Genomic DNA, 13,341 nt, shown 5'->3' on the forward strand with positions numbered 1-13,341 from the left:
GACGGTACAGGGGGGCGGGGGTGGCGGCCGATGGTGCGGCGGGTACCGCGTCCGGGTGCGGGCAGGTGGAAGGAGATCGGGCGGCCGGGGGACGAGGGGAGAGGCGGGCTATGGGGACGGTGGTGCGCGTTCCGCAGACGCGGGACATGATCGGGGACGAGCTCTCCGGGGACGAGGCCTTCGCCGCGCTGCGCCGCTACGGGGGTGTGCGGCTGCTGTTCGACGCCTTCTCCCGGTTCCGCTACGCCGACGGCTTCACCAACGCCCGTGCCCTCGCCTTCCAGATCGTGCTGGGCATGGTGCCGTTCACCATCGCGCTCGTCGGTCTCGCCACGGCCGCGCACACGGAGAGCGTGGGGCGCGTCATCGAGCTGACGCTCGGCCGGATCGTGCCGGGTGACGGGTCGGACGTGATCGAGGACGCCCTGCGCGGCACCCGCCGCACCGCCGGGTCCGGCACCTGGAGCACGGTCGCGCTCTGCCTGGGGCTGGTCTTCTCCGTCCTCAACCTGGCGTCGGCCCTGGGCCAGGTCGAACGGGGCGCCAACCGCATCTACGGCATCGAACGGGACCGGCCCTTCCCCCGGAAGTACGGCCGGGCCGTGCTTCTCGCCTTCGCCGCCGGCGTCCCGATGGTGCTGGGTTTCCTGGTCCTCGTCGCGGGCGAGGCCGTCGGCGCCGCGACCACCGAGGCCCTGGACCGGCCCGGGCCCCCGGCGTGGTGGGGGGTGCTGGACATCCCCGTGGGCACGGCCCTCGCCTGGGTGGCCTCCGCCGTCGTCTTCCGCTGGTCGCCGCGCCGCAGACAGCCCGGGTACACCTGGCTGGCGTTCGGCTCCGCCGTCCACCTGGTGCTGTGGGTGTCCGCCACCTGGCTGCTGGCGCTCTACGTCTCCCGCAGCGGTGCGTTCGGGGCCGTGTACGGGCCGCTCACGGCCTTCGTGGCCCTGCTGCTGTGGGCCAACCTGACGGGTGTCGCCCTGTTCCTGGGCATCGCGTTCGCCGCGCAGCTGGAGGCGGCCCGCGCGGGCCTGGGACAGGCCGTGCGGCCGGACCCCGGCCCGGGCGCCTGACCCCGGCCGCGGTACGACCACGTCCCCTTCGGCCTCCGGCCCGCCCGCGCTGTACCTTCGTCCTCACGCGGAGGAGGAGAGTGAACGTGAGCAAGTTCGTGCGGCCGGCGGCCGAGGGTGCCGATCCTTTCGGGACGGCCCGTCTGCGCCGCGGTGTCCTCGACGCCTGGGCGACCAGCCCCGCCCGGTTCCGGGAGGACGCCAACGCCGAGGAGGACCTCGTCCTGGGCGGCTACCGGGACCGGCTCGTCGTCGAGCTGGCCCAGAACGCGGCCGACGCCGCCGCGCGGGCCGGGGCCGCCGGGCGGCTGCGGCTCACCCTCCGCGACAACGTGCTCGTGGCCGCGAACACCGGTGCCCCGCTGGACGCGGCCGGTGTCGAGTCGCTGTCCACGCTGCGGGCCTCCGCCAAGCGGGACGCCACGGCCACGCACGGGGCCGTCGGGCGGTTCGGCGTCGGGTTCGCCGCCGTCCTTGCGGTGACCGACGAACCGGCGATCGTGGGCCGGCACGGCGGGGTGCGCTGGTCCCTCGCCGAGGCCCGGGAGCTGGCCGCCGGCACCGCTCGGCACAGCCCCGGACTGGGCGACGAGGTGCGGCGCAGGGACGGTCATGTGCCGCTGCTCCGGCTGCCGTTCGCCGCCGAGGGCACCGCCCCCGAGCCGTACGACACCGCCGTCATCCTGCCCCTGCGCGACGCCGCCGCGGCCGATCTCGCCGAGCGGCTGCTCGGCGGCGTCGACGACGCCCTGCTGCTCGCCCTGCCGGGGCTGGCCGAGGTCGTCGTGGAGATCGAAGGCGAGGCGCCGCGCACCCTCACCCGCCGCACCGACGGCCCCTTCACGGTCGTCGAGGACTCCCGGGACGGCGTCACCAACTGGCGGTCCGTCTCCGCGCACGGGCCGCTCACCCCCGACCTGCTCGCCGACCGGCCGGTGGAGGAGAGGCTGCGGCCCCAGTGGTCGGTGACCTGGGCCGTGCCCGTGGACGCCTACGGGGCCCCGGTCCGGCCCCGGACGAGCCCGGTCGTGCACGCGCCGACGCCGAGCGACGAGCCCCTCGGCGTGCCCGCGCTGCTCATCGCCTCCTTCCCGCTGGACACCACCCGGCGGCACGCCGCCCCGGGCCCCCTCACCGACTTCCTGGTGCAGCGCGCGGCCGACGCCTACGCCGAACTGCTCGCCGGCTGGCGGCCGGTGGGGACGGGCATCGTCGACCTGGTCCCCGGGCCGCTCGGCAAGGGCGAACTGGACGGGTCGCTGCGCCAGGCCGTGCTGGACCGGCTGCCGCGCACCGCGTTCCTGCCGCCGGCCGTCGAGCCGAAGGCCGACGACGAACTGCCGGAGGCGCTGCGGCCCCGGGACGCCGAGGTCGTGGAGGGGGCCGGGGCCGACACCGTGCGGGTGCTGGCCGAGGTGCTGCCGACCCTGCTCCCGGCGGGGCTGGAGCGGCGCGTGGAGCTGCGGACCCTCGGGGTCGCCCGGCTGCCGCTCGCCGACGCCGTCGACCGGCTCGCCGGGCTGGAGAAGGAGCCGGAGTGGTGGTGGCGGCTGTACGACAGCCTCGCCGGGGTCGACCCCGACCGGCTGTCCGGGCTCCCGGTGCCGCTGGCCGACGGGCGGACCACCATCGGGCCCCGGCAGGTGCTGCTGCCCACCCCGGACGCGGCCCGGCTCGATCCGGATGTGCTGGGGCGGCTGGGGCTGAAGGTCGCCCACGGTGACGCCGCGCATCCGCTGCTGGAGAAGCTGGGCGCGCTGCCCGCCACCCCGCGCGCGGTGCTGACCACCCCCCAGGTGCGGGCCGCCGTGGCGGGCTCCCTGGACGACGACGGCGGTCTGAGCTGGGAGGAGGAGGCGCCGGACGCCGAGGAGCTGGCCGACACCGTGCTCGCCCTCGTCCGGGACGCGGGTCTGGAGCCCGGGGACGAGCCCTGGCTGGGCGCGCTCGCGCTGCCCGACGAGGACGGTGAGCCGGCGCCCGCCGGTGAGCTGGTGTTTCCCGGCAGCCCCTTCGCCCGGGTCATCCGTGCGGGCGAACTGGCCGCCGTGGACGCCGACGTGGCCGAGCGATGGGGGGAGCGGCCGCTCGCCGCGTGCGGCGTGCTCGCCGGCTTCGCGCTGGTCCGCGCCACCGACGTCGTGCTGGACCCGGACGAGCTGGAGCCCCGCGAGGGCGATTTCGCCGAGCCGGACGACGCGGGGCTGCTGGACGCCGTGGACGTGTGGTGCGAGGACATCCTCGACCGGTTCCCGGACAGCCCGGTGCCGCCCGTCGCCACCGAACTGGTCGCCGTCCGCGATCTGGATCTGGTGGACGACGACCACTGGCCCGAGGCGCTGTCCCTGCTGGCCCGGCCGCCGCTGCGGGACGCCCTGACCCAGCCCGTGCGGATTTTGCTGCCCGACGGCACGCACGAGGTCGTTCGGCCGTACACGGCGTGGTGGCTGCGCGGGCACCCGGTGCTCGACGGGCGGCGCCCGGCCGGTCTGCTCGCGGCCGGCGGGGATCCGCTGCTGCGCGGTCTGTACGACGAGGCCGACGCCACCGGGTTCGAGGACGAGCAGGTGCTGCGGGCGCTCGGCGTGCGCACCTCCGTCGGCGCGCTGCTGGACGAGCCCGGCGGTGCCGCCGAGCTGCTGGACCGGCTCGCCGACCCGGAGCGGCGGGTGACCTCCGCCCAACTGCACGGTCTGTACGGTGCCTTGGCGGAGCTGGATCCGGAACAGGTGACCCTGCCGGAGGAGCTGCGGGCCGTCGTGGACGGACGGGTGGAGGTCGTGGACGCCGGGTCGGCCGTCGTGGTCGACTCGCCGGACCTGCTGCCGTTCACCTCCGGTGTGCCGCTGCTGCCGGTCCGGCCCGCGCGCGCCGCCGAGTTGGCCGAGCTGTTCCAGGTGCGGCGGCTGAGCGAGTCCGTCACCGGCGAGGTGCACTCCGAGGGCGCCGAGCACGACGTGCCGGACCCGGTGCGGGTGCTGCTCGGGCCGCGGACGCCGGAGACGTACGTCGAGCACGACGAACTGGTCGTGGACGGCGTGGAGATCGACTGGCGCCTGACCGACGACGGCGTACTGCACGCGGCCACCCTGGAGGGGGTGGCGGCGGGTCTCGCCTGGGCGGCGGGCCAGTGGCCACGACGCTTCGAGGTGGCCGCGCTCCTGGAGGACCCGTCGCGAACGGAGGAACTGGCCCGGGACCGCTGGTTCGACTGACCGCGGCGGTCCCCGGCCCGGAGACCGACGGCCGTGCCACCGGAGGCGTACCGGTGACACGGCCGTCGCGCTATGCCGCGTCCCGTTCGGACAGGAACGCGAGCCGCCGAAGCCGGTGGCGGGTCCCGGGCCGCCCGAGCCCGACAACTCCTCCACTATCTCTTCACTACTCGTACAAACTTTCGCTTTGACCCCACGTCGCATCAGCGGAGCCGTCCGGCTCTTCAGGAACTGACGTGGGGAAAAACGCGCGTATCCGTGCGGGGGCGGAACGTTTCCTCTCACTTATGCAACGAACAGGTAATCCTCAGATCAACAATTGGCGGGAACCGCTCTTGCGGTACAACCCTCCGTGCCCCTCGGCGATCAGATCGCCTGAGTCAACCGACTCCACGATCACTTCTCCCATCAGGGACACACACATGCGCATTCGTGCCACCGTGGCCGCCGTCACCGGCGCCCTGGCCCTTGCCGCCTTCGCCGCCCCGGCCGCTCAGGCCACCGGCACCGACGGGACGCCGTACCCCCTGAACGTCAGCTTCTCGGGTCTCAAGATCGCCTCGTCGTCCAGGATCGGCGCCCCCACCGGCGCCTTCAAGATCGCCTACTCGTACACGCTGACGTACGGCTCCGACGTGGACATCGAGCAGCCCGACTTCTGGAGCCAGGCCTACCTCTATCGCGGCACGCTGGACTCCGACACGTCCAGGGAACTGGGCTACGACAAGTCCGACTTCGCCACCTGCACGAAGAACGCCGCCCCCTCCGGCACCGCCACCTGCAAGGGCACCATCGACCTCTACCCGTCCGAGGGCGACCTGCTGAACACCGACGTCGGCACCTGGAACGTCGCCGCGGAGGCCGGCGCCCTCAACGGCCAGGACCCCGACAACGTCGACTACAGCAAGGTCGGGTTCAAGGACCAGGGCGGCCTGGGCACCACCAGGCTGCTGCGCAACGTCGCCGTCACCGCCAACGCGGGCCCCGAGCCGGTGACGAAGGGCGCCACCCTCACCACGACCGGCAAGCTGACCCGGGTCGACTGGCAGGACCACAAGTACCACGCCTTCACCAGCCAGACGGTCACGCTGCAGTTCAAGAAGGCGGGCACCAGCACGGTCACCAACGTGAAGACCGCCAAGTCCGACGCGTACGGCAACCTGAAGGCCACCACCACCGCCACCTACGACGGCTACTGGCGCTTCAGCTACGCCGGCAGCACGTACGCCTCGTCCGCCCTCGCCACGATGGACTACGTCGACGTGCGGTAGACGCCTGGTCCGGGAAGCGGCGGCCGACCCACCTCCACAGGTACTCCAGGGCGGCCGCCGCCACCACCGCCACGCCGACCGCCGTCCATGGCATCGGCATGCCGACCAGTCTCAGGGCGAAGAAGTCCTGAAGCGCGGGCACGGCGAGGACCAGCAGGAAGGCCACGCCCATCGCGGCCACCAGGGTCACCCGCCACCAGGTGTAGGGACGGGCGATGATCGCCAGCACCCACATGGAGATCAGGAACAGGGTCAGGGTGGCGGCGCTGGTCTCCGCGTTCAGGGCGCCCGCCCCGGAGTAGTGGTGCCGGGCGAGCAGATACGTCACGAAGGTCGCCGCTCCGGCCACCACGCCGCCGGGGACCGCGTACCGCATCACCCGGCGCACGAAGTGGGGTTTCGCCCGCTCCTTGTTGGGGGCGAGGGCCAGGAAGAAGGCGGGAACGCCGATGGTGAGCGTGGACAGCAGGGTCAGGTGCCGGGGCAGGAAGGGGTACTCCACCTGCCAGCACACCACCAGCAGCGCCAGCAGCACCGAGTAGACCGTCTTCACCAGGAACAGCGTCGCCACCCGGGTGATGTTGCCGATCACCCGGCGGCCCTCGCCGACCACCGAGGGCAGGCTCGCGAAGCTGTTGTCCAGCAGCACGATCTGGGCCACCGCCCGCGTGGCCTCCGAACCGGAGCCCATGGCGACCCCGATGTCCGCGTCCTTCAGGGCCAGCACGTCGTTCACACCGTCGCCGGTCATCGCGACCGTGTGCCCGTTCGACTGGAGCGCGCCGACCATGTCCCGCTTCTGCTGCGGGGTGACCCGCCCGAAGACGGTGGCCGCGTCCAGCGCCTCGGCCATCGCCGGCGGGTCGGCGGGCAGCCGCCGCGCGTCCACCGCCGTACCCTCCAGGCCCAGCTTCCCGGCGACCGCGCCGACCGACACCGCGTTGTCCCCGGAGATGACCTTGGCGCGGACGTCCTGCTCGGCGAAGTAGCGCAGGGTGTCGGACGCGTCGGGCCGCAGCCGCTGTTCCAGCACGACCAGCGCGGTGGGGCGGGCGCCCCGGGCCGGCTCGGTGTCGTCCAGATCGCGGCGCGCGCGGGCCAGCAGCAGCACCCGCAGCCCCTGCTCGTTGAGCCGCTCGGTCTCGGCCAGGGCCGGGTCGTCGGCGCCGAGCAGGACGTCCGGGGCGCCCAGCAGCCAGGTGCTGGTCTCGCCGTCGCCCTCGCTGAACGCGGCCCCGCTGTACTTGCGGGCCGAGGAGAAGGGCAGCGACTCGACACAGCGCCAGTCCACGCTGTCCGGATAGGCGTCGATGATCGCCTGGAGGGAGGCGTTCGGGCGGGGGTCGGACTCGCCGAGCGCGCCGAGGACCTTGCGGATGTACGTCTCGTCCACCCCGTCGAGCGGCCGCAGCTCGGTGACGTCCATGCCGCCCTCGGTGAGGGTGCCGGTCTTGTCCAGGCAGACGGTGTCGACGCGGGCCAGGCCCTCGATGGCCGGCAGCTCCTGCACCAGGCACTGCCGGCGGCCCAGCCGGATGACCCCGATGGCGAAGGCCACGGAGGTGAGCAGCACCAGCCCCTCGGGCACCATCGGCACGATCCCGCCGACCGTGCGGGCCACGGCGTCCTTGAAGTCGTCGCTCTTGACGACGAGCTGGGTGATGACGAGCCCGACGGCGGCCGGGACCATCATCCACGTGACGTACTTCAGGATCGTGGAGATGCCGCTGCGCAGTTCGGAGTGGACGAGCGTGAAGCGGGAGGCCTCCTCGGCGAGCTGGGCGGCGTAGGCCTCGCGGCCGACCTTGGTGGCCTGGAAGGCGCCGCCGCCCGCGACCACGAAGCTGCCGGACATCACCTGGTCGCCGGGGTGTTTGACGACGGGGTCGGCCTCACCGGTGAGCAGCGACTCGTCGATCTCCAGCCCGTCCGCCTCGGCGCACACCCCGTCGACCACGATTCTGTCGCCCGGACCGATCTCGATGAGGTCGTCCAGGACGATCTCGCTGGTGGCCACCTCGGTCGCCACGCCGTCCCGTCTCACGGTCGGCCGGGCCTCCCCGATCACCGCGAGCGAGTCCAGGGTCTGCTTCGCCCGCCACTCCTGGACGATGCCGATACCGGTGTTGGCGAGGATCACGAAGCCGAAGAGGCTGTCCTGGATCGGCGCGACGAACAGCATGATCAGCCAGAGCACGCCGATGATCGCGTTGAACCGGGTGAAGACGTTCGCCCGGACGATCTCCCCCAGCGACCGGCTGCTGCGCACCGGCACGTCATTGACCTGCCCACGTCCGACGCGGTCCGCCACTTCGGCGCCGGTCAGTCCCGTCGACGGGCTCACGGGAAGGGCCACCGGGTGCACGGGATCGAGTTCGGCACCCGCGTCTATATGGCTCATGCATTCGACGGTACGTGGGGATGTCCCCCCTTGCCCGCTTTCCGGCCGACCGGGAGGGCCGGCGGGCGGGCTACTCCGCCGGGGCCGAGCGCAGCGCGGCGTCGCGTTTGATGGCCGCGTCCCGCTTGCGCACGTACCAGATGCCGATCAGGCCCAGCCCGCCCCCGGCCAGGCAGGTCCACAGCCACCACAGGTGCCCGTGATCGTCGAACCAGCCGTAGAAGGGCAGCTGGACGAGGAAGAGCACGAACCACACGATCGTGCCCCCGGTGATGGTGGCGACCACGGGGCCCTCCAGGGGCTCGGGCGCCTCGTGCTTGGGGGTCCACTTGGCCATGGGGGACAGCTTATGGGCCGTGGGTGCCCCGTCGGCGCGGCGATCGTGTCTACGCGCGGAGATAGCGATCTCGCACTCATACGTTCATACTGAAACCGTTTGTCTATGACCACTTCCGCTCGTATGAAACTCCAACGGGGCTCGGGGGAACCCCGCTGGTGATGAGGTCTCGCATGTCCACCTCGGCACCCGCCAAGGTCCCCACCCCCGAAAAGCCGGGCGGCGTTCCCGGCTTCGGCGCCCTCGACCGCTACTTCAAGATCTCCGAGCGCGGCAGCTCCGTCGCCCGTGAGATCCGCGGCGGTCTCGCCACCTTCTTCGCGATGGCGTACATCATCGTGCTGAACCCGATCATCCTCAGCAGCGCGAAGGACATGTACGGGCACCACCTGGACAACGGCCAGCTGGTGACGGCCACCGCGCTGACGGCCGCGTTCGCCACGCTGCTCATGGGCGTCATCGGCAACGTCCCCATCGCGCTCGCCGCCGGCCTCGGCGTGAACTCGGTCGTCGCCCTGCAGCTGGCACCCCGGATGTCCTGGCCGGACGCCATGGGCATGGTCGTGCTGGCCGGTTTCGTGGTCATGCTGCTCGTGGCCACGGGTCTGCGCGAGCGCGTGATGAACGCGGTGCCGTTCGGCCTGCGCAAGGCGATCTCGATCGGTATCGGCCTGTTCATCATGCTGATCGGCCTGGTCGACTCCGGCTTCGTCACCCGTATGCCGGACGTCGCCCAGACCACCGTCCCCCTCCAGCTGGGCACGGGCGGCCATCTCACCGGCTGGCCGGTGCTCGTCTTCATCCTGGGCGCGCTGCTCACCTTCGCGCTGATCGTCCGCAAGGTGCCGGGCGCGATCCTCATCTCCATCGTCGGCATGACCGTGCTCGCGGTGATCATCAACGCGGTCGCCACGATCCCGTCCTGGGGCCTGACCGTCCCGAAGTGGCCGGGCAACCCCGTCTCCACCCCCGACTTCGGCCTGGTCGGCCAGGTCAGCCTGTTCGGGGGCTTCTCCAAGGTCGGCGTGCTGACCGGCATCCTGTTCGTCTTCACGGTCCTGCTGTCGTGCTTCTTCGACGCGATGGGCACGATCATGGGCGTCAGCGACGAGGCCAAGCTGACCGACGCCGAGGGCTACATGCCGGGCATCAACAAGGTCCTCTTCGTCGACGGCCTCGCGGTCGCCGCGGGCGGTGGCACCTCCTCCTCGGCCACCACCGCCTTCGTGGAGTCCACGGCGGGCGTCGGTGAGGGCGCGCGCACCGGGCTCGCGAACGTCGTCACCGGTGGCCTCTTCGCCGTGGCGCTCTTCCTCACCCCGGTCGCCACGATGGTCCCGTCCCAGGCGGCCACCCCGGCGCTGATCGCGGTCGGCTTCCTGATCCTGTCGAACTCCATCAAGGAGATCGACTGGGCGGACTACACCATCGCGATCCCCGCGTTCGTGACGATGCTGATGATGCCGTTCACCTACTCGATCACGAACGGTATCGGCATGGGCTTCATCACCTTCACCGTGCTGCGCCTGGCCGCCGGACGGGGCCGGGAGATCCCGGTGCCGATGTACATCGTCTCGGCCGTCTTCGCCTTCTACTACCTGATGCCGGCCCTGGGCCTCACGTGACCCCGTAGAACTTCTCCGTCTCCTCGACGGCGGCCTGGAACCGTTCGTCGAAGTCATCCCGAATGAGCGTCCGGACGACATAGTCCTGGACGCTCATTCCTCTTTTCGCCGCGTGGTGCCGGAGCCTTTCGAGCAGCTCCCCGTCTATCCGCAGGCTGAGCACACTGGTCCCCATGCGTACGAGGGTCGCCACAGCCGGCCGTCCGATGCGTCGCTTTCCGGAGTCGGCTCACCCATACGGGTGATCGGGTGGTTCAGTGGCGGGGGTCACGGGCATCCTGGGCGCGCCCCGGTGGTCCTTAGTCAGAGTAATGAGTTACTCTAAAGAACATGCCGGACCTTACCCATGGCGACGACGCTGCCGCCGTGAACGCTCTCCGCTCCGCCGTGATGCGGCTGTCCCGTCGGCTCAAGCACCAGCGGGTCGACGAGTCGCTGAGCCCCACCGAGATGTCGGTGCTCGGCACCCTCTTCCGCTGCGGCTCCGCCACCCCGGGCGAACTGGCCCGCAAGGAGCACGTCCAGCCGCCGTCGATGACCCGCATCGTCGCGCTGCTCGAAGCCAAGGGGCTGGTCCGGCTGGAGCCGCACCCCGAGGACCGGCGCCAGAAGGTCGTCACCCAGACCGAGCAGGCCGAGGCGATGCTCGAGGAGAGCCGCCGCAAGCGCAACGCCTTCCTGGCCGGCCTGGTCGAGGGCCTCGACGAGGACGAGTGGGCCGCCCTGCGCGCCGCCGCCCCCGTGCTGGAGAAGCTCGCACACCTGTAAGCGCACCACCCGAGGAGGCGAACCCTTTTGAGTACGGGATCCGGAACACCTTCCGCCCCCGCACCGGCCACTACCACCCCCGTTTCCCGCAAGTCCTCGATGTTCAGCTCGCTGAAGATCCGGAACTACCGCCTCTTCTTCGCCGGCCAGGTCGTCTCCAACACCGGCACCTGGATGCAGCGCATCGCCCAGGACTGGCTGGTCCTGAGTCTCACCGGCTCCTCCGCGGCCGTCGGCATCACGACGGCCCTGCAGTTCCTGCCGATGCTGCTGTTCGGTCTGTACGGCGGCGTCCTCGTGGACCGCCTGCCCAAGCGGCCCGCCCTGCTGGTCACCCAGGCCTCGATGGCCGTCACCGGACTCGCGCTCGCCGCGCTGACCCTCACCGGCCACGTCCAGGTCTGGCACGTCTACGTCGCGGCCTTCGCCGTCGGCCTCGCCACGGTCGTCGACAACCCGGCCCGCCAGTCCTTCGTCTCCGAGATGGTCGGCCCCGACCAGCTGCAGAACGCGGTCAGCCTGAACTCGGCGAACTTCCAGTCCGCCCGGCTGGTCGGCCCTGCCGTGGCCGGCCTGATGATCACCGGCGTGGGCACCGGCTGGGCGTTCCTCGCCAACGGCCTGTCCTTCGCCGCGCCGATCGCCGGCCTGCTCTTGATGCGCGCCCGCGAACTGCACGTGGTCGAGCGCGCGCCGCGCGGCAAGGGCCAGTTGCGGGAAGGGCTGCGCTACGTGGCGAAGCGGCCCGAGCTGATGTGGCCCATCGTCCTGGTCGGCTTCATCGGCACCTTCGGCTTCAACTTCCCGGTGTGGCTGTCCGCCTACGCCGACGACGTCTTCGACGCCGGAGCCGGCGCCTACAGCCTCTTCAACACCCTGATGGCCGTCGGCTCCCTGGTCGGTGCCCTGCTGGCCGCCCGGCGCGGCACGGCCCGGCTGCGGGTGCTGATCGCCGCCGCGCTCGCCTTCGGCGCGCTGGAGACGGTGGCCGCGGTGGCGCCGTCGTACTGGCTGTTCGCACTGCTCATGGTGCCGATCGGGGTCTTCGGCCTGACGGTGAACGTCACCGCCAACACGGCCGTGCAGATGGGCACCGACCCGGCCATGCGCGGCCGGGTGATGGCCCTGTTCATGATGGTGTTCATGGGCGGTACGCCGCTGGGCGCGCCGGTGGTCGGCTGGATCACCGACACCTACGGCGCCCGGGTCGGCTTCGCGGCCGGTGGCGTGGTCTCGGCGGTCGCGGCCGGTGCGATCGGCCTGGTCCTGGCCCGGATCGGCGGACTGCGGCTGTCGGTGGCCTGGCACCACGGCCACCCGCGGGTCCGCTTCGTCCCGCGCGACCGGGAGCGGCTGGCCACGGCCGCGTGAGCGTCCCGGAGGGTTCCGGCTAGCGGACCCTCCGGGCCAGCACCTGCCCCGGCCAGTCGTCCGGACCGTGGGTGTAGGTGTGCGTCGGCGTGAAGCCGTTGGCCTCGTAGTAGGCGACCAGCGCCCGGTCGCCGCCCGCGTAGCAGTCCACCCGCAGCAGGCCCACACCCGCCTGCCGGGTCACCTCGGCGGCGTGCGCGAGCAGCGCGCTGCCCGCGCCCCGCCCCTTGAAGCGGCGGTCGGAGGCGAGCCAGTGGATGTACCGCTCGGGCTCGCCGGGCGCCGGGAGGTGGGACAGGTAGGAGCCGGGCCCGTCGGTGAGGGTGAGGGTGGCGGCCGGGACGCCGTCGGCCTCGGCGATGTACGTGGTGCCCCCGGCCATGGCACCCGCGACCGCCTCCACCGCCTTCTCGCGCTTCGACAGCGGCTCGGTGCCCCACTGGACGGTGCGTCCCTGTGAGACCAGCCACTCCACGCTGCTGTCGAGCATGCCGAGTATCGCCGGGAGATCCTCCGGGCCGCCTTCTCGGATGGTGATCGTCATCGCCCCATGATGCCCGCCGGGGTCTGGGATCGTGAGGTCCATGAGACTCTTCGCCGCCGTACTGCCCCCGGAGGACGTCGCCGACGAAATCGCCGCGGAAGTGGCCCGGTTGCGGCAGCTGCCGGGCGCCGGCCGGCTGCGCTGGACCGGGCGCCCCGGCTGGCACTTCACCCTCGCCTTCTACGGCGAGGTCGCCGACGACGTCGTCCCCGGTCTGTCGGACCGCCTGGCCCGCGCCGCCCGCCGCGCGGCGCCCTTCACACTCGCCGTCGCGGGCGGCGGCCACTTCGGGCAGGGCCGCGCGCTGTGGGCGGGCGCCCGGGGAGACGTGGAGGAGCTGCGGCTGCTGGCCGACCGCGCGGAGGCGGCGGCACGGAAGGCCGGGGTGCCGATGGGGGAACACCGGCGCTACAAGGCCCATCTGACACTGGCCCGCAGCCGGGACGCGGTGGACGTACGGCCCTACGTGGACCTGCTGCGCGAGTTCACCGGCCGGAGCTGGAGCGTCACCGACGTGGCGCTGATGCGGAGCGAACTGCCGAGGTCCGGGGTGCGGGGGGAGCAGCCGCGGTACGAGGTGGTCGACCGCTGGGCACTGGCCGGGGCCGGTTAGTCTCGAATACGTGGACCCGAAAACCCGGAACCGGATCATGGCCGGTGCGCTTGTGTTGATGTTCGTGGTGGTCGCCTTGGCCTCGGCCGTCAGGTAGCGGCGTGGAGTGCGCCCGAGGGGCGG

General features: G+C 72.2%; 10 protein-coding genes and 1 pseudogene. 7 read left to right on the forward strand and 4 right to left on the reverse strand.

Features of this window, described 5'->3' with window-relative positions:
* Positions 1-110 precede the first annotated feature (110 nt).
* The 3 genes from FHS34_RS16075 to FHS34_RS16085 all read left to right on the forward strand — a co-directional run bounded on the left by FHS34_RS16075 (position 111) and on the right by FHS34_RS16085 (position 5,559).
* Positions 111-1,073, forward strand: a complete 963-nt coding sequence (locus FHS34_RS16075) for a YihY/virulence factor BrkB family protein (protein WP_184965693.1) — start codon at positions 111-113, stop codon at positions 1,071-1,073.
* 86 nt (positions 1,074-1,159) lie between these two features.
* On the forward strand, positions 1,160-4,288 hold the full coding sequence (locus FHS34_RS16080) for a sacsin N-terminal ATP-binding-like domain-containing protein (protein WP_184965695.1): 3,129 nt from the start codon (positions 1,160-1,162) through the stop codon (positions 4,286-4,288).
* A 422-nt stretch (positions 4,289-4,710) separates the two neighbouring features.
* Complete coding sequence (locus tag FHS34_RS16085) at positions 4,711-5,559, forward strand: hypothetical protein (RefSeq protein ID WP_184965697.1); 849 nt, start codon at positions 4,711-4,713, stop codon at positions 5,557-5,559.
* A gap of 10 nt (positions 5,560-5,569) precedes the next feature.
* Here FHS34_RS16085 and FHS34_RS16090 read toward each other — a convergent pair.
* Both FHS34_RS16090 and FHS34_RS16095 read right to left on the reverse strand, forming a co-directional pair.
* Positions 5,570-7,960, reverse strand: a pseudogene (locus tag FHS34_RS16090) (HAD-IC family P-type ATPase); the annotation flags it as partial.
* A 70-nt stretch (positions 7,961-8,030) separates the two neighbouring features.
* Positions 8,031-8,297 carry a DUF2530 domain-containing protein gene (locus tag FHS34_RS16095; protein ID WP_184965699.1) on the reverse strand — a complete coding sequence of 89 codons (267 nt, stop codon included), beginning with the start codon at positions 8,295-8,297 and terminating at the stop codon, positions 8,031-8,033.
* Between the two features lie 173 nt (positions 8,298-8,470).
* Between FHS34_RS16095 and FHS34_RS16100 the strand changes: the two genes are divergently transcribed.
* Positions 8,471-9,922 carry an NCS2 family permease gene (locus tag FHS34_RS16100; protein WP_184965701.1) on the forward strand — a complete coding sequence of 484 codons (1,452 nt, stop codon included), beginning with the start codon at positions 8,471-8,473 and terminating at the stop codon, positions 9,920-9,922.
* On the opposite strand, the gene FHS34_RS16105 is transcribed toward FHS34_RS16100, so the two are convergent.
* Positions 9,915-10,097, reverse strand: a complete 183-nt coding sequence (locus FHS34_RS16105) for a ribbon-helix-helix protein, CopG family (RefSeq protein ID WP_073941803.1) — start codon at positions 10,095-10,097, stop codon at positions 9,915-9,917. The genes FHS34_RS16100 and FHS34_RS16105 overlap by 8 nt on opposite strands.
* Positions 10,098-10,252: 155 nt before the next feature.
* Here FHS34_RS16105 and FHS34_RS16110 point away from each other — a divergent pair, with 155 nt between their 5' ends.
* Positions 10,253-10,690, forward strand: coding sequence for a MarR family winged helix-turn-helix transcriptional regulator (locus FHS34_RS16110; RefSeq protein ID WP_184965703.1), 438 nt, complete (start codon positions 10,253-10,255; stop codon positions 10,688-10,690).
* 99 nt (positions 10,691-10,789) lie between these two features.
* The gene (locus FHS34_RS16115) at positions 10,790-12,061 is read left to right on the forward strand and encodes an MFS transporter (RefSeq protein WP_184965705.1); all 1,272 of its coding nucleotides are present in this window, start codon (positions 10,790-10,792) and stop codon (positions 12,059-12,061) included.
* Positions 12,062-12,080: 19 nt separating this feature from the next.
* Here FHS34_RS16115 and FHS34_RS16120 read toward each other — a convergent pair whose 3' ends face one another.
* Positions 12,081-12,605, reverse strand: coding sequence for a GNAT family N-acetyltransferase (locus tag FHS34_RS16120; RefSeq protein ID WP_184965707.1), 525 nt, complete (start codon positions 12,603-12,605; stop codon positions 12,081-12,083).
* Positions 12,606-12,645: 40 nt separating this feature from the next.
* Between FHS34_RS16120 and thpR the strand changes: the two genes are divergently transcribed.
* Positions 12,646-13,218, forward strand: a complete 573-nt coding sequence (gene thpR, locus FHS34_RS16125) for an RNA 2',3'-cyclic phosphodiesterase (RefSeq protein WP_184965709.1) — start codon at positions 12,646-12,648, stop codon at positions 13,216-13,218.
* Positions 13,219-13,341: the final 123 nt, after the last annotated feature.

This window comes from Streptomyces echinatus (assembly GCF_014203595.1).
GTDB classification, from domain to species: Bacteria; Actinomycetota; Actinomycetes; order Streptomycetales; family Streptomycetaceae; genus Streptomyces; species Streptomyces echinatus.

Excerpts from the sequence above, each read along its gene's own strand:
- FHS34_RS16075 (WP_184965693.1), top strand. The coding sequence starts at position 111 with ATGGGGACGGTGGTGCGCGTTCCGCAGACGCGGGACATGATCGGGGAC.
- FHS34_RS16110 (WP_184965703.1), top strand. The coding sequence starts at position 10,253 with ATGCCGGACCTTACCCATGGCGACGACGCTGCCGCCGTGAACGCTCTC.
- thpR (WP_184965709.1), top strand. The coding sequence starts at position 12,646 with ATGAGACTCTTCGCCGCCGTACTGCCCCCGGAGGACGTCGCCGACGAA.
- FHS34_RS16115 (WP_184965705.1), top strand. The coding sequence starts at position 10,790 with ATGTTCAGCTCGCTGAAGATCCGGAACTACCGCCTCTTCTTCGCCGGC.
- FHS34_RS16100 (WP_184965701.1), top strand. The coding sequence starts at position 8,471 with ATGTCCACCTCGGCACCCGCCAAGGTCCCCACCCCCGAAAAGCCGGGC.
- FHS34_RS16120 (WP_184965707.1), bottom strand. The coding sequence starts at position 12,605 with ATGACGATCACCATCCGAGAAGGCGGCCCGGAGGATCTCCCGGCGATA.
- FHS34_RS16095 (WP_184965699.1), bottom strand. The coding sequence starts at position 8,297 with ATGGCCAAGTGGACCCCCAAGCACGAGGCGCCCGAGCCCCTGGAGGGC.
- FHS34_RS16105 (WP_073941803.1), bottom strand. The coding sequence starts at position 10,097 with ATGGGGACCAGTGTGCTCAGCCTGCGGATAGACGGGGAGCTGCTCGAA.
- FHS34_RS16085 (WP_184965697.1), top strand. The coding sequence starts at position 4,711 with ATGCGCATTCGTGCCACCGTGGCCGCCGTCACCGGCGCCCTGGCCCTT.